This is a genomic window from Gloeocapsopsis sp. IPPAS B-1203 (genome assembly GCF_002749975.1).
In the GTDB taxonomy this organism is placed as follows: Bacteria; Cyanobacteriota; Cyanobacteriia; order Cyanobacteriales; family Chroococcidiopsidaceae; genus Gloeocapsopsis.
This window is the reverse complement of the sequence record NZ_PEIG01000005.1, coordinates 123,128-141,114: the sequence shown is the minus strand read 5'-3', so window position 1 is coordinate 141,114 and position 17,987 is coordinate 123,128. Positions and strand designations below refer to the sequence as shown.

At 42.3% G+C, this 17,987-nt stretch carries 14 protein-coding genes and 1 pseudogene; 9 read left to right on the top strand and 6 right to left on the bottom strand.

What is annotated here, in order from left to right:
• The first annotated feature begins 272 nt into the window (after positions 1–272).
• From CSQ79_RS10555 to CSQ79_RS10540, 4 genes are all read left to right on the top strand, one after another.
• Positions 273–1,550, top strand: a complete 1,278-nt coding sequence (locus CSQ79_RS10555) for an aspartate aminotransferase family protein (RefSeq protein ID WP_099701143.1) — start codon at positions 273–275, stop codon at positions 1,548–1,550.
• 87 nt (positions 1,551–1,637) lie between these two features.
• Positions 1,638–2,594, top strand: a complete 957-nt coding sequence (locus CSQ79_RS10550) for an AraC family transcriptional regulator (RefSeq protein ID WP_099701142.1) — start codon at positions 1,638–1,640, stop codon at positions 2,592–2,594.
• Positions 2,595–3,003: 409 nt separating this feature from the next.
• Positions 3,004–5,448, top strand: coding sequence for a TonB-dependent siderophore receptor (locus tag CSQ79_RS10545; RefSeq protein ID WP_099701349.1), 2,445 nt, complete (start codon positions 3,004–3,006; stop codon positions 5,446–5,448).
• 80 nt (positions 5,449–5,528) lie between these two features.
• Positions 5,529–6,545: an ABC transporter substrate-binding protein gene (locus CSQ79_RS10540; protein WP_099701141.1), complete on the top strand. Its 1,017-nt coding sequence runs from the start codon at positions 5,529–5,531 to the stop codon at positions 6,543–6,545.
• Here CSQ79_RS10540 and CSQ79_RS10535 read toward each other — a convergent pair.
• Entirely contained in the window at positions 6,542–7,228 is a 687-nt protein-coding gene (locus CSQ79_RS10535; RefSeq protein WP_289501060.1) for a Uma2 family endonuclease, read from the bottom strand. The two genes, CSQ79_RS10540 and CSQ79_RS10535, sit on opposite strands and share 4 nt — an antisense overlap.
• A gap of 126 nt (positions 7,229–7,354) precedes the next feature.
• Here CSQ79_RS10535 and CSQ79_RS10530 point away from each other — a divergent pair.
• Positions 7,355–8,622: pseudogene (locus CSQ79_RS10530) on the top strand (MFS transporter).
• Between the two features lie 110 nt (positions 8,623–8,732).
• On the opposite strand, the gene ruvC reads toward CSQ79_RS10530, so the two are convergent.
• Positions 8,733–9,296: a crossover junction endodeoxyribonuclease RuvC gene (gene ruvC, locus CSQ79_RS10525; RefSeq protein WP_099701139.1), complete on the bottom strand. Its 564-nt coding sequence runs from the start codon at positions 9,294–9,296 to the stop codon at positions 8,733–8,735.
• A 355-nt stretch (positions 9,297–9,651) separates the two neighbouring features.
• Between ruvC and CSQ79_RS10520 the strand changes: the two genes are divergently transcribed.
• From CSQ79_RS10520 to CSQ79_RS10510, 3 genes are all read left to right on the top strand, one after another.
• Positions 9,652–11,034, top strand: coding sequence for a gluconeogenesis factor YvcK family protein (locus CSQ79_RS10520; protein WP_099701138.1), 1,383 nt, complete (start codon positions 9,652–9,654; stop codon positions 11,032–11,034).
• Positions 11,035–11,181: 147 nt separating this feature from the next.
• Positions 11,182–11,652 carry a tRNA (adenosine(37)-N6)-threonylcarbamoyltransferase complex ATPase subunit type 1 TsaE gene (gene tsaE / locus CSQ79_RS10515; RefSeq protein WP_099701137.1) on the top strand — a complete coding sequence of 157 codons (471 nt, stop codon included), beginning with the start codon at positions 11,182–11,184 and terminating at the stop codon, positions 11,650–11,652.
• 965 nt (positions 11,653–12,617) lie between these two features.
• A complete protein-coding gene (locus CSQ79_RS10510) occupies positions 12,618–14,525 on the top strand; it encodes a CRTAC1 family protein (protein WP_289501012.1) in 1,908 nt (635 codons plus the stop codon).
• A gap of 230 nt (positions 14,526–14,755) precedes the next feature.
• On the opposite strand, the gene CSQ79_RS10505 is transcribed toward CSQ79_RS10510, so the two are convergent.
• Positions 14,756–16,090, bottom strand: a complete 1,335-nt coding sequence (locus CSQ79_RS10505; protein ID WP_099701135.1) for a dihydroorotase — start codon at positions 16,088–16,090, stop codon at positions 14,756–14,758.
• 432 nt (positions 16,091–16,522) lie between these two features.
• Here CSQ79_RS10505 and lepB point away from each other — a divergent pair, with 432 nt between their 5' ends.
• Positions 16,523–17,101, top strand: a complete 579-nt coding sequence (gene lepB, locus CSQ79_RS10500) for a signal peptidase I (protein WP_099701134.1) — start codon at positions 16,523–16,525, stop codon at positions 17,099–17,101.
• Between the two features lie 64 nt (positions 17,102–17,165).
• Here the strand turns inward: lepB and CSQ79_RS10495 are convergent, their stop codons facing one another.
• Genes CSQ79_RS10495 through CSQ79_RS10485 form a run of 3 tightly spaced genes read right to left on the bottom strand, consistent with a single transcriptional unit; the run spans position 17,166 to position 17,892 of the window.
• The gene (locus CSQ79_RS10495; RefSeq protein ID WP_099701133.1) at positions 17,166–17,456 is read right to left on the bottom strand and encodes a hypothetical protein; all 291 of its coding nucleotides are present in this window, start codon (positions 17,454–17,456) and stop codon (positions 17,166–17,168) included.
• Entirely contained in the window at positions 17,449–17,664 is a 216-nt protein-coding gene (locus CSQ79_RS10490) for a type II toxin-antitoxin system HicA family toxin (protein WP_099701132.1), read from the bottom strand. The genes CSQ79_RS10495 and CSQ79_RS10490 overlap by 8 nt, the downstream gene beginning before the upstream one ends.
• On the bottom strand, positions 17,665–17,892 hold the full coding sequence (locus CSQ79_RS10485) for a type II toxin-antitoxin system HicB family antitoxin (protein WP_099701131.1): 228 nt from the start codon (positions 17,890–17,892) through the stop codon (positions 17,665–17,667).
• Positions 17,893–17,987 lie beyond the last annotated feature (95 nt).

Genomic DNA, 17,987 nt, shown 5'->3' with positions numbered 1-17,987 from the left:
TTATCGATAAATAGTATCTTAAAATTCTTGACCTTGCCTCTGTAGTGGCTAGTAGAAGAGTGATTAGTGAAGAAGTAGGAGTGTGGGAGTGTGGGCGAGTTTCTAGAGAGTGAGAGATTTAATTGCTATTGTTCACTACTACTACCCATCTACCCATCTACCCGCCTACCCTACTACCCTACTACCCTTTACAATCTGATTCAGATGCGACAAAAGATTTTGCAGAATTTGATTAAGCTAGCAAATAATTAAAAATTTTTGAGGAGTAACGAGTGAGTATAGAAACACTTATTCAAGATCCAGCAATACCAGCCGAAGCAGGAGCAGTATTATCCGATCCATACGATGCTGCTGGCTTCGATCAAAGTGTGATGACAACTTATGGACGGTTTCCTCTAGCTTTAGAACGCGGATCGGGCTGTCGTGTTTGGGATACTCAAGGTAAAGAGTATCTTGATTTTGTTGCAGGAATCGCAACTTGCACTTTAGGACACGCACACCCTGCGATGGTGGAAACTGTGACACAGCAAATTCAAAAGCTGCATCATGTTTCTAACTTGTACTACATCCCTGAACAAGCACAACTTGCTAAATGGCTAATTGAGCATTCGTGTGCCGATCGCGTCTTTTTCTGCAATTCTGGTGCAGAAGCGAACGAAGGTGCAATTAAACTAGCACGGAAATACGCGCATCAAGTATTAAAAATCGATCAGCCGATTATTTTAACCGCACACGCGAGTTTTCACGGGCGGACACTCGCAACAATTACCGCGACAGGACAACCAAAGTATCAAAAAGACTTTAGCCCACTTGTACCTGGTTTTCATTATGTACCGTATAACGATATTAAGGCAATCGCAGCTGCGATTTCTGAACTTGATGAGGGCGATCGCGCTGTCGCTGCAATTTTGCTCGAACCTCTCCAAGGTGAAGGCGGTGTGCGTCCTGGTGACAAAGCTTATTTCCAGGAAATTCGCCGGATGTGCGACGAAACAGGGATTTTGTTAATCCTTGATGAAGTACAAGTCGGGATGGGACGCAGTGGTAAATACTGGGGCTATGAAAACCTTGGTATTGAGCCAGATATCTTTACGAGTGCGAAAGGCTTAGGTGGTGGTATCCCGATTGGTGCAGTGATGTGTAAAGCGTTCTGCAATTTGTTTCAACCTGGAGATCATGCAAGTACATTTGGTGGTAATCCGTTTGCGTGTGCTACTGCGCTTAGTGTCTGCGAAACGTTAGAACGCGAAAATATCTTAGAAAATGTCCAGCAACGCGGCGAACAACTCCGCGCAGGTTTGAGTGCGATCGCAGCTAAATATCCCGAACACATCGCCGAGGTGCGCGGCTGGGGTCTAATCAATGGTATGGAATTGAAAGCTGATAGTTCTCTCACTTCTGCGGATGTTGTCAAAGCGGCGATCGCCAAAGGTTTGCTACTCGTTCCCGCAGGACCAAAAGTGATCCGCTTTGTCCCACCATTAATTGTCTCAGCACAAGAGATTGATACTGCATTGCAAGTGTTGGAAAAAGTGATGGGTAATTGGTAATGGGTAATTGGTAATGGGTAATTGGGGTACTGATTACCCATTATTTGTTTGCGTTTAATGATATTATTTTTCATTAAAAACAGCGCAATGACCCTGATCCTTTCCGTTCCCGAATTCCTCAACCAGCAGCAAGATAACTCGTCACAAAACTACGAAATTCTAGTACACGACCCCGCAGGACAAAGCCAAGGGTATCGGCGATCGCAAGACTTGCGTCCTGGATTAAATCTTCTAATCGATAACTATACGCTACAGGAAAATCTGATTGTAGACACGCGAGTCCCTAATTTACCAAATGAGTCGCACTGCTCAGAGTTTAGTTTTATGATTTGTGGTAATAATACAAACGAGCAAGTTTATAGTGGGCAAAACTTTTTGGAGGTTGGTTGGAGTGCAGGAGGCTTTGTAGAATGGCAAGCAGGACAACAGATCTTAAAGCTTGATGTTCACATCAATCAACCGCTTTATGATTCAATCGTTGTCGATTTAGCGGAACGTTCAGTTTCGATCAGTCGGGCGATCGCGCAGCAACAAAGTTACTTTCAAGTCAATACAACCACGCCCACAATGCAAGTCGTGTTGCATCAAATTTTCAATTGTCCTTATCAAGGTTTGACACGAGCAATCTATCTCGAAAGCAAAGTTCTAGAACTTGTTGCCTTAAGACTAGAGCAAGCGATCGCAGATAATACTAAATCAGATTGCAAGCGTTTGAACCCAGACGATATCGAACGAATTTATCACGCGAAAGATATTCTTCTCAATCATGCAGATAATCCACCTTCACTTGTCAATTTAGCGCGACAAGTTGGTTTAAATGACTACAAACTGAAACTCGGTTTTCGCCAACTATTTGGCACAACTGCATTTGGATATTTGCATAGTTACCGCATGGAACAAGCGCGATCGCTTCTCGAATGCAATCAACTGAGTGTTAAGGAGATAGGACAAAAAGTGGGTTATACCAACTCTAGACGCTTTGCGATCGCCTTCAAGCAAAGATTTGGTGTTAGCCCGCAAGCATATCGCACAGGGAAACGATAGCTGAAACTCCTGATAAAATTTTATGTGTAGCCTGCCATATCAAAAAAATTACCTCTAAACCGAGATGCCCTACGACTGAAGTTGGGGCTACTCAAACAAAGTGTGCCTCCGCACACTAAAGTAAGAATTTGATAAATAAGTCCACCTCCGTGGACTTCGTTTATATAGCGGCGAATTTATTCGCCCTGCTGTACAGGAATGCAATTCGAGGCAAAAGATCCGTTTAGGTACTCAAAAAAATCCGTTTGTGGTTGGGTGTCAGTTGTAACATTGCACTCGATTAGCTGTAATCTTATTAACAAGTTTTCTCAATCTAATCTGAAAATTTGACAGCGATCGCAGCAAAGCCCCTCAGTAGTGCAACTAGAGGCGGCAGATTTTTGCTGTGGTTACGATGTGGTGCGAAGGAATGCATAAAAAAGAAGTTTTGTCAATTCTAGTTACAAGTATGGCGATCGCGTTGAGCATTCCGGCGGGGATTGATGTGGCGATCGCATCAGATGCAGCCAAATACGTAACGCAGAATCTCGCTGCGGCGCAAGTGACAGGAATACGCATAAATCCTACTGCGGCTGGAATCGAAGTTATTTTTGACTCAATAGGGCAACTACCTTCGCCTACAACATCAGTTGCAGATAATACACTGATTGTCGATATTCCCAATGCGGTATTAGCGTTACCTGATGGCGGAGAATTTCGGCAAGTTAACCCAACTGAAGACATTGCGCTTGTGAGTGTAACTCGTGTTGGGAATTTGGTGCGAGTAGAAATTGTTGGTTTAGACGCACCACCAGTAGTTGAAGTTACCACTACACCACAGTTTACTCTCAGTGTGACTCCAGGCAGTGACACATTAGCCGATGAAGAGATTGAAATTGTCGTCACTGGCGAACAAGAAGGCTATAACCCCTCACAAGCTGCTACTGCAACGAGAATCGAGACGCCATTGCGTGATATTCCTGCTTCAATTCAGGTTATTCCCGAACAAACGCTAGAAGATCGCGGTACAGTTGGACTGCTCGAGGCGGTACAAAATTTTGCTGGTGCGACATTAGATGGTAACTATGGCAACACCGGAGCCGGATCTTTAATTATCCGTGGTTTCTCGCAAGATATTACATTTAGAAACGGGTTTCGAGTTAGCAATTTTTACTCAATTCCGGAAACGGCAAACGTTGCCCAAACTGAGATTTTACGCGGTCCCGCCTCGGTGTTATACGGTCAAGTGCAGCCAGGAGGAATTGTTAATATCGTTACCAAGCAACCTCTAGAGTCACCGTATTCTTCGGTAAATCTCCAAGCTGGACAATTTAGCTTTTATCGACCGACAATCGATCTTTCGGGTCCACTAACCGATGACAATAGCGTATTGTATCGCTTGAACGTGGCGTATGAAAACTCTGGAAGTTTCCGCGATCAAGTTAATACCGAAAGATGGTTTATCGCGCCAGTTTTGCAATGGAATATTAGCGATCGCACTTCCCTAACATTTGATTTTGAGTATTTATATGACGATCCAGTATTTGATCGCGGGATAGTGACACTCAGCGATGGCTCATTTGTACTACCAATTAACCGATTTTTAGGTTATCCGCAGTTAGATGACTTTGCGACAGAAGTTTATCGCGGTGGATTAACGTTTGAGCATCAGTTTAGTGACAATTGGCGAATACGTAATGCATTATCGATCAGTTCCGTTGAACAGGGAGGGGCGCGTTCCGATCTCGATGGCGGATTGATTGACGATCAGTTTATTTCTAGAGAACTGAGAGATGATGATGCTATTACAGAAAACTACGGTTTCCAAACCGACATCATCGGTAACTTCGCCACAGGTACAATTGAGCATCAACTACTCGTAGGTTTCGATTTAAACCGCGTTACAGACAGCTATAAATCACAAGCTGTCAGTTTACCACTACTCGATATTTTCAACCCCGTATACGATATCGACGTTCCAACTGAACTTGAACCAAGATACAGCGCCGTGACGCGCACCAATGCTTTAGGGTTTTATCTTCAAGATCAAATCGCGTTACTCGATAACTTAAAACTACTCGTTGGTGGACGTTTCGACTTTACCGAACAAAATCAAACGATCATTCTCGATGACGCGAGTAACTCGCAGTCAGACACTGCATTTAGTCCGCGTGTTGGTATTGTCTATCAACCCATCGAACCGATTTCGCTTTATGCAAGTTTTAGTCGCTCATTTTTGCCTGTAATTGGTCGGGCTGCGGATAATTCTACCTTTGAGCCTGAACGCGGAACACAATACGAGGTAGGAATTAAAGCTGATTTAGCGACTAATCTCTCTGCAACACTTGCTGCGTATCATTTAACAAAAACTAATGTGCTAACTACCGATCTCAACGATCCAGACTTTTCGATTCAGGTGGGCGAACAGCGCAGCCAGGGAATTGAACTCAATGTTGCAGGTGAAATTTTACCAGGTTGGAATGTCATTGCTGCGTATGCTTACACCGATGCCGAAGTGACAGAAGATAACGAGTTACCCGTTGGTAGTCGGCTTGCCAATGTCGCCGAAAATACCGCAAGTTTATGGACAACTTACGAAATCCAAAATGGTAATCTTCAAGGGTTAGGATTTGGATTAGGGTTGCTTTATGTAGGCGATCGCCCAGGTTCAGTAGCTTTCGATCCTCCTAACTTTAGACTACCAAGCTACTTGCGTACAGATATCGCTTTATTTTACCGACGCGACAACTGGCGGGCGCAAATTAACGTTCAAAACTTATTTGATACCGAGTATTACCAAACCGCGCAAGGCTATGACATTGTATATCCAGGTGCGCCATTGAATATTGTTGGTAGTATTTTCTTTGAGTTTTGATGTGAGGAATCGGTAATGGGTAATAGGGAATAGGGCTTCTTTTCAATTACCAATTACCAATCACCAGTTACCAATTACCAATGAGTAAATACCGCATCAAATCTTGGTTTTTAGGATTGCTAGCATTCCTGTTCATTACAGCTTGTAGTAGTCAATCGCCACCAAGTGCAGTTTCAGTTGCATCATCAGGATGTCGCTTAGTAAAACACGAAATGGGTGAAACGCAAGTTTGTGGTCAACCTGAAAAAGTTGCGGCGCTGAGTCCGCATATTTTAGATAGTATTTTGGCTTTGGGCGTGCAACCTGCGGCGTATGCTGAGACGGTGCGATTAAATTTACCGCGTTTTGACAACCCAGCAACACAAATTCCTCATTTAGGAAATCGTATGACAACACAACCAGTTAATTTAGGCGATCGCCAAAACCCATCTTTAGAGACTTTGGTGCAACTCAAACCTGATGTCATTATCGGCGAAAGTTGGTTGCATCAAGATCGATACCAACTTTTCTCAAAAATTGCCCCAACGCTTCTTTTTGACGATACGAAAGGTGAGAATCAGCATTGGACAAACGATATCACAGGAATTGCTCAAGCACTCGATCGTGAAGCTGCTGCAAAAAAATTACTTGCAGCATTTCCCCAACAGTTAGCAACTGCGCGTGAAAAATTAGCTCCTGTGGTTGCGGCGTACCCTCGCGTTCTTGTGATTAGTACGAATCAATTAGCAAGTCAAGTTTCAGTCGCGCCTGATAGTACCGCAGGGGAATTAATGAATGCGATCGGATTTGAAATTGTTAATCCTATACCAACGACACCCGATACATGGGCGCAGATTTCGCTTGAAGTTTTACCCACGATTGATACAGATTTAATTTTTGTTATTGGCTGGACAGAAGGTTTATACAACCCAGAAAAGGAGTTAAAGCAAGCATGGAGTCAGCATCCACTTTTAAAAACGATGAAAACTTTTCAAGAAAACCGCATATTTTTTGTTGATTATCAGCTTTGGGGAAGTAATATTCGCGGACCAATTACTGATGAGTTGATTTTGCAACAGTTGCCCGAATTGTTGTTACCACTTGTTGGCAAAACTTAACTTTCAGGTTCAATACCTTGCGATCGCAACTGTTCTCGTAAGCGCTCGATTGTCTGCTCCATTTCCTCGACTCGCTCCTCTGGTGAAGGAATCAAGATGTTATCCGCTGTAAACAAGCGCAATTTACGCTCATGCACACCCAAGTATAGCTCTAGTTGCCGACTCCATAATCTACCCTCTTGTGTGGGTGCGATTTCTTCATACTGACCGTTTTGCAGATGAAATCCTTTAAATCCTAAACTCACCGGATCAAACCAAAAATACTCTGGCGTGCGAAACGTATCTTGATAAAGCTGTTTTTTCAAACCTTTATCAACAACTGCTGTCTTATCCGACAAAATCTCGACAATCACATTAGGATATTGACCCTCTTCATGCCACACTATCCAACTTTTACGGTCTTTTTTTTGCGTACCCAAGACGACAAAAAAGTCAGGTCCTCGGAAGTCACGCGATTTGAGTTGTCGTTCATTATAGTAAATCGTCAAGTTGCCAGAAACATAAAAGTCTTCTCGTTCACGCCACCACCATTTGAGTAGACGAATTAATAAATCAATTTGATCGCGATGAAAATCTGTTTCCAAGGGCGGTTCATCACTTAATAAATCACTAGGAGGAAATTCAATGTCTGCGATATCGTCAGCTAATAATGCAGAGGTGTCCTCCGCAGACGAAAGCGCCATGTCAATATCCGTCAACAAAGACTCTGGGGTAGCAGATTGAGACATGAATGCAACCCTCAAAACACGCTTCTATTTTACCAAAAAAGGGCAATAGGCAGTTCTTGCTAATTGCTAATTGAGTGTAACGTGCGTATCTTTATCATTATTTGGCTAGGTCAACTTGTCTCAACAATTGGCAGCATTATGACAGGCTTTGCGATTGAAATTTGGGTGTGGGAGCAAACACAACAAGCAACAACACTCACGCTGTGGAGTTTCTTTACTTTACTACCAAGTATCCTCATTTTTCCGATCGCAGGTGTAATCGTCGACCGCTGGCGGCGGAAGTATTTAATGATCGTTGGCGATACGGTTACAGTACTGACAACAGTTGCATTTTTGCTGCTTTACACAAGTGCGAATTTGCACATCTGGCAGAGTTATATCTGATTGGTGCGATCGCCGGAGCATTTCAACAAGTACAAGAACTCGCTTATTCCGCTTCAATTACCTTGATGGTGCCACAACAGCAATATATCCGCGTCAGTGGAATGCGAGCATTATCCGGTCGAGTTTCGCAAATTATCGCTCCACCTCTAGCCGGATTTTTGTATTATGCGATCGGCATCGCTGGAATTGCACTTATCGATATCATCACTTTTAGTGTCGCGATCGCAACTGTTCTGTTTGTCGCCATTCCCCAACCGAGTCACAACTCTAAATCTGTCTCTCTTACACAATGGCAAGAATTGCAATTTGGGATGCGCTACATTCTCAACCATCGCGGCTTACTTGCCTTGTTGATGATTAACTTGTTGTTCTGGCTACCGCACGATATTGGTGATTCGCTTTATTTGCCACTGATTCTTTCGCGAACGCAAAACAATGCTCGTATCCTTGGAAGTACAGCCGTTGCTGCAGGGCTTGGCGGCGTTACAGGCGCATTGTTAATTAGTACATGGGGAGGACCGCGCCAACGAATTGATGGTGTCTTGCGCGGCATGATGGGGGCAGGAATTAGTAAAATTGTGTTTGGCTTAGGGCGAGGAGCGCAAGTTTGGCTACCTGCACAGTTTTGCTCCTCCTTAAATTTTCCGATTTTGGATAGTTGCGATACCGCAATTTGGATGACAAAAGTCGAGCCAGCCATTCAAGGAAAAGTATTTGCAGCACAGTCTTTGGCTTTGCAGGTTATTTCAGCGATCGCAGTTTTACTTGCAGGTCCCTTGGCGGATAAAGTATTTGAACCTGCGATGCAATCTGAACATTTGATCGCGCGTTACTTAGAACCAATTTTCGGTACTAGTGCCGGATCTGGAATAGCATTTTTGTATGTGCTGTGTGCAGTGTGTATGTTGTTAGCTGGTTGCATTGGTTATGCTGTGCCAATTCTACGCAAACTTGATACTCACTAAAGATTAGTAATGGGTCATGGGTAATGAATTAGAAAGACTCACTCTGCTCACCCATACATAACAACCGTAAAGCCAATATAGGATGATAACTGATACAGCAATACTCTATTTTAACCCTGATCCCAAACCTCTGATCCCTGACCTCTGCTGTACCACGCTGTTAGGGCAACAGCAAGCGCATCTGCGGCATCATCAGGACGTGGAATATAATCTAAATCTAACTCTTGGGCGACCGCTTGTTGGACTTCGTATTTCTTGGCATTACCCCAGCCAGTGAGTGCTTGTTTAATTTGGGCTGGCGTAAACTCAACAAAAGGGATATCGTGCTGTGCTAGCACCAGCATAATCACACCACGAGCTTGAGCTACACTAATCGTACTTGCCATTCGGTAGAAAAACAGCTTTTCAATAGCAACTAAGTCAGGTTGTGACTGTTCCAGTAAAGTATTTAAGTCTTCGTAAATCGTACACAGCCGCTTTCCCATCTCAACATTGGCTGAAGTTTGAATGACGCCAAAATCAAGTAATGTTAATTCTCGTTTGGTGATGACTTCTGAGTTGGTAGCTTTGGGTGCGATCGCCCCAGAGGCATTAAATCGCTGCAAAGTTGCGCTAATTGTGCCGAATCCCAAAATAGCTAGACCAGGATCTATTCCTAAAATTCGCTTTTCCATATTGATTTCCTGATCGCCAGGTTGTTATTAACACCTAGTACCCAAATTGTGTAAAAGTAGATGCAACTTTAATGACAAAGTACTAGTCAAATACGGTGAATTCCATCGATATTACATGAAAATACATAAAATTATGAGTTCTCTAATCTTAAATTAGAGCTATAAATTCACTAGACACTTCTACGCCAGTTGCTACAACGAGGGGTACCCCCCGCAATGGCACTGGCTCCTCAATGAGGGAAACCCCACACGAGAGTGTCCCCACCTAGTTAAGTTACTTGACAAAGTTAGATCGCCTACTAAAGTAACAAGGGTTTGGTATACATTTTGGTATCTCCCTGCTGAAGAGTCGCATATGCCGTTTGCTCCTTTCAAAACCTTACGAAGCATTAAGCAGGATTCATTCCATCGCGCCCCTCATCGAGTTGGTCAGTGGTTTAAGTGGTTAGCGCCTGGGCTATTTGTCAAACGCTGGTTACTTTTAAGCGCTGGTGGAGTGTTGTTAGTTGGCTTGGGTTTGGCAATTTGGGTCAAACTGACACCTATTTTTTATGCCTTGCAGTTAATGCAGGACATTGTAGGCACGATCGCTAATGTTGTTCCTAATTATATTAGCGGTCCCTTGGTGTTGCTCATCGGAGCTTTATTGATCTTCTGGGGACAAACCCGCACAGTAGGTTCAATTACTGAAGTACTAAGACCAGAAGGTGGCGATGAAGAACTCATCGATGTCTTGTTAACACACCGCCGCTTGCATCGTGGACCGAAAATTGTCGCAATTGGTGGCGGGACGGGATTATCAACGTTACTGCGGGGACTCAAGGCATACAGTGCAAATATTACTGCAATTGTCACTGTAGCTGATGATGGTGGTTCTTCAGGACGGTTGCGGCGTGAAATTGGGGTTCTTCCCCCAGGAGATATTCGCAACTGTTTAGCTGCCCTTGCTTCCGAGGAAAAGCTTTTGACAGAACTCTTTCAATACCGCTTTCGGGCTGGTGATGGTTTAGTTGGTCATAGTTTTGGCAATTTATTCCTCACCGCAATGAGTGAAATTACGGGAGATTTAGAACAGGGAATCGCAGCAAGTTCTCAAGTACTTGCTATTCGCGGACAAGTTTTTCCGGCAACGCTGAGTGATGTGCGTTTATGGGCAGAATTAGCAGATGGTCGTCGCATTGAAGGTGAATCTAATATTACTAAAGCAGGGGGCTGTATTCTCAAAATTGGCTGTACTCCCGCCGAACCGCCAGCATTACCTAAAGCACTTCAAGCGATTCATGAAGCTGACTATATTATTATTGGTCCTGGAAGTCTTTATACAAGCGTTATTCCTAATTTATTAGTACCAGAAATTGCGCAGGCGATCGCGGCACGCTGTAAAGGGGGCAAAACACCTGTTCCTTGTATTTATGTATGCAACGTGATGACTCAACCAGGAGAAACACAAGGCTATACTGTCTCCGATCATATTCGTGCGATCGATGCTGCGTGTGGACAAAAACTATTTAGCGCAGTCTTAGTTCATAGAAGAACTCCCTCAGAAAAAAGCCTTTTACGCTACGCACAAGAAAACTCTCATCCTGTATTTCTAGATCGCGATGTTGTCGCCCGCTTAGGAAGGCGAATTGTGTTAGCAAATGTGATGGATGAGGATGAGGAAACAGGACTGGTGCGACATAATCCCCAAGCATTAGCACGAGTATTACTACGATGGTATGGTCGCGCTCATAGATAAGCTTCTAATTGGCTTGCACAAGTATTATTAAATATGACCTTGCTAACCTTACACTATGGAGTTTTATATCTACCAGCTCTTTTATAATAATTATCAAATTTAGTAGTGGTTATTTTTATAATATCTACGGAGGTTACGCGCTAACTTATGATAGTTGATCGTTTTGATTTTATCCTAACAGATACAGAAGCTACAGCACATTTAGGTAGTTTATTAGGACAACATTTAAAGGCTGGAATTGTTATTTTACTAGAAGGCAATTTAGGTACTGGCAAAACAACTTTAGTTCAAGGTATTGGTAAAGGATTAGGAATTACCGAATCAATTGTTAGCCCTACTTTTACTTTAATTAATGAGTACACAGAAGGACGCTTACCACTTTATCACCTAGATTTGTATCGTCTAGAACCTGAAGAAGTTACTGCATTGCACCCAGAAGTTTACTGGGAAGGTATTGATGTGGATTTGGGTATCACGGCGATTGAATGGGCAGAACGCTTGCCTTACTTACCACAAAGTTATATCAGCATCCGTCTCAGTCATCATAATCTTCATGGTCGTCAAGTAGAATTGTCTGCTGTTGGCGTTCAACTCAACTTCTTAGATTTAACTAAATGAAGATACATTTTTATTGCTGTAGTATAGCGATCGCCTTTTTAATCTCATACTAATACTATTTATCACTTTTGATAGATGCAAATATTTTAGTTTAAATTTAGTGACTATTTGCTCAATAGTATCTAAATACTGTTTTTGTAAAGTTCTATTTAGTTCGTTGATTTTACCTTTTAAAATGGCTTACAAGAGATATATAGGTAGAAATTATATTTCTATCTTTTATATGTACGGTTTATTAACTTGCATAAGACTTTTAGTAAGTTTGGCATTAATCCAGGAAGTATAAATGCTATGTTCTGTGGTCTATTTATGCTCATGAATAACAATTATACTATCCGGAGTAATCCTGTTGAACTCAATTAAGAGAAGTTAAGAGATAAATGCTGACATAATCTTAACTTTAAGGTACTAGTCTACTATTTAAGTTGACTTAACGTAAAGGAGTTGTTAATGCTACATTAACACTATATTTGCATCTAATAAGTTTGATTTTCTATATTCTATTAGCTAAGGTTTGGGCTTTCGAGCTTAAACCTATAAATCCTACTAAAAGTTTGGTTATCTTAATCTAAATTTTGCATTTCTAGCTCTATCTTGCCTAGAAACTAGAAACTGTATTATCCCTAAGTTTTTAGGGAAGGTAGATATCTGCTACCTATTTAACTTCTCTGCCTTTTTGAGATCGGCTTACTGCTATCTCTACAGGCAACTCTTAGGTAAAACTTTGCTACCTAGGAACACGTTGCTATTTATCAAATTCCGATTCTATTTCTAACACGACATCAATCTGCTGTCAAGTCCAGCGGAAGGGGGTGCATGTGCGACTTCATAAACTGCTAAAAATGCTGTTATGCTTTGGCATAGCAACACTAGTTTTCAGCCTTACAACCAAGGTTAGCCATAGTTTTACTAACCAGGTAAATTCTACAATCAAGTTTCAGGATTCCACTGCCAATGCTGGAATTATGTCAACAAAGGATGAAACTCACGGTGTTTCTTGGTTAGATTTCAACAGTGACGGCAAGCCTGATTTATGGATTACGCCTCATGGCTACAGAAGCCCAAATGAGCCTAAAGGAGCAAAATTTCCCAGTCTTTATCTCAATATGGGCGGTGGTAAATTCAAAAACATCATTTCGCAAGTTTGGCCCCAACGTGGCGTGACTGGTGATTCGCATGGTTCAGCTTGGGGTGATTTTGATAATGATGGCGACCCTGATTTATTTGTAGTGACAGGGGCACGGGCTGGCTATGGTCAAGAAAAAAACTTTTTCCTTGTTAATAATCAAGGAAAGTTACAAGAGCAAGCGGCGGCTTGGGGTTTAGATTTTCCTCTAGGAAGAGGTCGCGCACCGCTGTGGTTGGACTGGAATAAAGATGGACTGTTGGATGTTTTGCAGTTAAATGATATCCGACCAGATGGAAGAGCACCCAGTACCTTATTCAGACGACTTCAAAGTGCTTTTCACAATGCCAATGCAGCGGTTGGTTTACAAACAAGCCATGCTTCAGACTTTGCCCAACTTGCTGATGTGTCTGGTGATGGCAAACAGGATATAGTGATCCATAGTGCAGCTAAGTACCCACAGAAAATATACGATACCACAACACTACCTTTTCGCGATATTACTGGTAGATTACCCGCTCATCAGTTTACTTCAGACTCAGTCATTGCTGACTTCAACAACGACTCGTACCCAGACGTTTTTCTACCTAGAAATCGTTTAATTCGCGTTCCTAGCGTACATCAGACAAATGCAAATCTAGCATTGGCGAAGCTAGTAGCTTTCCAACGGGAAGTAGGAGTCAGTTTTAAGACGAGTGGAAACGTCACATTTGATTTCCGCACTTCACCTGTAGGAGAAGGACCAGTAGATATAAGTCGTCCAGAGATCTTCATTGGTTCTCAAGGAAGACAACCAGGGAAGTTGGGATTTTCGCTATCGCCACAAGATTCAACAGTTAGAGGAATGAAACCACATACTGCTGGTGTTGATGCTGGCTTATACATTGGCTATACACCAGCTACTCAGACTTGGACAGTGCGGCTTTCTTCTCCTCGGTATAAGTTAGTTCATTTAGTCATAGAAACGGCTCAACCAATGTCTAACTTAAATCGAATTGGTTTTAGTCAACTTAATCTATCCCAATTCGATTTACCAGATGTGTTACTTCTTTATAATCCTGCCACTAAACAATATGTTAATCGCACGCAAGGATCTGGTATTGGTAATCCACTGCTAGCACACTCTGTTGTTGCTGGAGATTTTGATAACGATATGGATGTTGATTTGTACGTCTTACGGGGTTATGAGTCTTACAGCTTACCAAGTGTTCTGTATGAAAATCTAGGTAATGGAACTTTTAGAGTTGTTCCTAATGCAGGTGGTGCTGCGGGACGTCATCCAGGATTTCATGTTGTTACCCAAATGACAAAAACTATCTTTGGTCCATGTGTTGCAGTAGCAGATTATAACGTTGATGGTTTTTTGGATTTGTTTATGGGTAGTACTGTATTAAGAGCTACACAGAAAACTTATACAGGAACTCCACATCAACTCTTCCGTAACCTTGGCAATCAAAACCATTGGGTGGAAATTGATTTACAAGGGATAGCATCTAACCGCGATGGCATTGGTACTAGAGTGTTACTAACAGCAGGCGGTGTCACTCAAGTGCGAGAACAGGGAGGAGGAATGCACTTATATGGTCAAGATCATCAACGTGTTCATTTTGGGCTAAAAAACAATACCCTCATTGACCGAATTGAAGTTTATTGGTCTTCAGGAGTTGTTCAAAGAATGTACAATCTCCCCGTTGATCGCGTTATGAAGATTGTTGAAGGTAATGGCATGTTGCGACGTAGTGGATAATTTTTAGAGAGTTTTGAGTTTTGTTAGCGTAGCGGTGCGTTAGCACGTTTTGAATTTTGAGTTTTGAATAAAACTCTTACAAAAGTCGAAAAATGATGGATGTCATTCCCAGCGGAATGTCATGTAGCGCAGAATCTCGCGAGATGTTTCGCAAAGTTCAACATGACAGTTTAAGTACTTAGGCAAGAAGTCTAATGAAAAGAATTTCTTAACTCAAAACTCAAAACTCTCTATTGGCGAGCATCAAACCGTAATGCTTCGCCTTTAACGTTTGTATCAAGCTTGCCTTTGTTGTATACAATCTGACCGCCGACAATTGTCGTTATAGCCCATCCTGTAAGTTCCCACCCTTCAAAAGGACTCCAGCGACACTTGGTTTGTAACTCTTCGCGCAAAACGGGGTGATAGGTGTTGAGATCGACTAAGACAAGATCCGCATCATAACCAGCAGCGATCGCACCTTTATTCGGGATCCGGTAAGCCTTAGCAACTGCAGTAGACATCCAGTGTGAAACTTGCGCTACTGTACAACGCCCTTGCATAGCTTGCGTCAGCATCAACGCTAACGATGTTTCTACTCCTGGCATTCCTGAAGGTGTATTTGGGTATTCTTGAGCTTTTTCCTCTAACGTATGCGGTGCGTGATCGGTCGCAATAAAATCAATCACACCATCAAGTAAAGCTTGCCACAATACTTCATTATCATGGGGCGATCGTAGTGGTGGATTCATCTGCGCCAAAGTCCCAATCTTGGCATAAGCATTAGTATTCAACAATAAATGCTGCGGCGTAACTTCTGCTGTTACCCAACTAGGTTTGTCCTGACGCAACAATTCAGCTTCGTCACCGGTTGACATATGCAAAATATGTAATCGTCGCTGATATTTTTTAGAAAGTTTTAACGCAAGTTGTGTCGCATTTAAAGCTGCTGTAACATCTTGAATTTGCGAATGAATTGCTGGATCTTTAATTCCAGCAAACTCTTGTCTTCTTTGATTAATGCGGGCTTGATCTTCTGCATGAACTGCAATTAAGCGATCGCCTTGCGAAAAAATTTCCTCTAAGGCAACTTCTTTATCGACTAATAATTGACCGTGCATCGAACCCATAAAAATTTTAATTCCTGGGGTAGGATTCACTGTCAGTAAATCAGGTGTATTCTCTCCAGTAGCTCCGATAAAAAAGCCATAATTTACCAAGCACTTTTGCTTCGCCCGTTGGAGTTTATCATCCAAAGCCTGCTGATTGGTAGTTAATGGGCGAGTGTTGGGCATTTCTAGAAAGGAAGTCACACCGCCTCTGGCGCACGCGCAGCTGGCAGTAAATAAATCTTCTTTGTGTTCTAAGCCTGGTTCGCGAAAATGGACTTGAGGATCGATCGCACCTGGCAACAAAGTTAAACCTGTTGCGTCTATCTCAGTAAGATCTGTTGCATCCACTGGTGGTGTAATTTCTGGCGCGACTTGCGCAATTTGGCGATCGCGTATCAGCACATCCCCACTCAAAAAGTCACCATTGGGTAAAAGAATTTGGGCGTGGCGGATTAAAAGATTTGTAGATGACATGACAATGCAGAAGGAATGGAGTTTAGTGTGACAGGTGACTATACTTTGAAAATAGCAGGATTTACATAAAAACTGACAAAACAGCACATATAGCAGAGGTTAGGGTCAGGGGTCAGAGTCAAAAGATAGTTAGATCAGCAAAGGTTAGATTGCCCGCAAACTTTACAAGACAATAATTATAAGCTTAAGTAATGTCCTAACCACATTCATCGCTACACAAGTTGTTTGGGCGCTCCTTCGTGACTATCTTCTTCTACAGTAAAACCACACAGTTACCATGTCTTTCGTTCAAATCCTAAAAATTCAACAAAACTTTTCAGGATACCAGTGTTACATTAATGTAAGCTTTTTCTAGTTAGAATTAATAAATCAAAGTATTTTCGCTCGTTAGATTAGTTATTAACATCTTTCCGTTGTTTTAATTAAAGCTCTATGTCTCGTGTGCCAGATCAAGCATCGAATAAAAATTCGCGACAAGAAAACGAAGGTTCTTGGATTGGCGAACTAGGAAGAACAATCTTTTTGAGTATTATTCTTGCGTTAGGAATTCGTACCTTTGTAGCTGAAGCGCGTTGGATACCTTCTGAGTCAATGCTACCAACGCTACAAAAGTATGACAAGTTGATTGTCGATAAATTGAGTTATCGCTTCACGAACCCACAACGAGGAGATATTGTCGTATTTTCTCCCACTGAAGGGATTATTCAAGAAAACCCAAATCTCAAAGATGCTTTTATCAAAAGAATTGTAGGGCTTCCAGGAGATAAGGTAGAAGTGAGAGGTGGACGAGTTTACATTGACGACCAGCCGTTACGAGAGAACTACATCGAAGCTCCTCCTCAGTACTTGTATGGACCTGTGTTCGTACCAGAAGACTCTTACTTAGTCCTGGGTGATAACCGAAACAATAGTTATGATAGCCATTTTTGGGGCTTTGTCCCGCGCGACAACATTATAGGACGTGCAGTAGTCCGCTTTTGGCCTCCTAATCGAGTAGGAGAATTAAACTGAGAAACTATCAATGTCTTTGAGATCCTTGGCAATACAACTGCTGAGCTTAAAACTCGCTCTTTAGTTATATCTGACTAATGTGAGTAGATTGGCTACGATAGCTAAGTTCGGGCAACAGCGATCGCATTTCTTCCAGCGTCGGCGGCTCTTTTTGGGATGGATCGGGATCGGTGGTAAAGGCAAAAAATCTGCATCCACCACCTGGAATAGGAATCACCATCAGCGATACATTCAGCGCTAGAAAAAAGTAGACTAGCTTATTATCGATTGGGTATCGCCATGTTGGCACTGCATTAACTTGAACTGCCTGTAAATTTGACCGTCGTTCCCCCTCAAATGGAATGGCATTAAACAACCTCAAAAAGATGACGTGGCAATCTTGATTGGCGAATAATTGATTGCAAAGTTCCTATCTTTAGTTCTGCATAATTAGGTACAGGCACCGTAATCGTTGTTTCTTCAGTTTTAAGTTGCATAATGATATGGCTACCGCGTTGTCGTACTTCCACAAAGCCATGTGTTGCCAGAATTTGACAGACTTCTCGACCGGATAAAACTCGCACTTACCCAACGGCAACCTCCAATCGAGTCACGAAGACTTCTGTACGTAAGCGATTTTGTATTTCTGAAGGATCTGCTACTTCAAAAAATAGTTGCACAGCTTCAATCAAATTATTTTTTGCTTCCTCTACACAATTCCCTTGACTAGCAATATCCAATTCTGGACACAACGCTACGTAACCATCTCCTTCACGCTCAATAATTGCAGTAAATTGCTGAACTCGTTTCATGCTGCTCTCTCCTTGGGATATTTAACCATCAAACAAACAGCTACCCCTGACTAAGTAAGTGGGGAAAAATAAACATAACTTAAGGGCTGGTAACT

Coding starts and splice junctions, on each gene's coding strand:
- CSQ79_RS10550 (WP_099701142.1), top strand. CDS start 1,638: ATGACCCTGATCCTTTCCGTTCCCGAATTCCTCAACCAGCAGCAAGAT.
- CSQ79_RS10545 (WP_099701349.1), top strand. CDS start 3,004: ATGCATAAAAAAGAAGTTTTGTCAATTCTAGTTACAAGTATGGCGATC.
- CSQ79_RS10540 (WP_099701141.1), top strand. CDS start 5,529: ATGAGTAAATACCGCATCAAATCTTGGTTTTTAGGATTGCTAGCATTC.
- CSQ79_RS10535 (WP_289501060.1), bottom strand. CDS start 7,228: ATGGCGCTTTCGTCTGCGGAGGACACCTCTGCATTATTAGCTGACGAT.
- ruvC (WP_099701139.1), bottom strand. CDS start 9,296: ATGGAAAAGCGAATTTTAGGAATAGATCCTGGTCTAGCTATTTTGGGA.
- CSQ79_RS10520 (WP_099701138.1), top strand. CDS start 9,652: ATGCCGTTTGCTCCTTTCAAAACCTTACGAAGCATTAAGCAGGATTCA.
- tsaE (WP_099701137.1), top strand. CDS start 11,182: ATGATAGTTGATCGTTTTGATTTTATCCTAACAGATACAGAAGCTACA.
- CSQ79_RS10510 (WP_289501012.1), top strand. CDS start 12,618: ATGTCAACAAAGGATGAAACTCACGGTGTTTCTTGGTTAGATTTCAAC.
- CSQ79_RS10505 (WP_099701135.1), bottom strand. CDS start 16,090: ATGTCATCTACAAATCTTTTAATCCGCCACGCCCAAATTCTTTTACCC.
- lepB (WP_099701134.1), top strand. CDS start 16,523: ATGTCTCGTGTGCCAGATCAAGCATCGAATAAAAATTCGCGACAAGAA.
- CSQ79_RS10485 (WP_099701131.1), bottom strand. CDS start 17,892: ATGAAACGAGTTCAGCAATTTACTGCAATTATTGAGCGTGAAGGAGAT.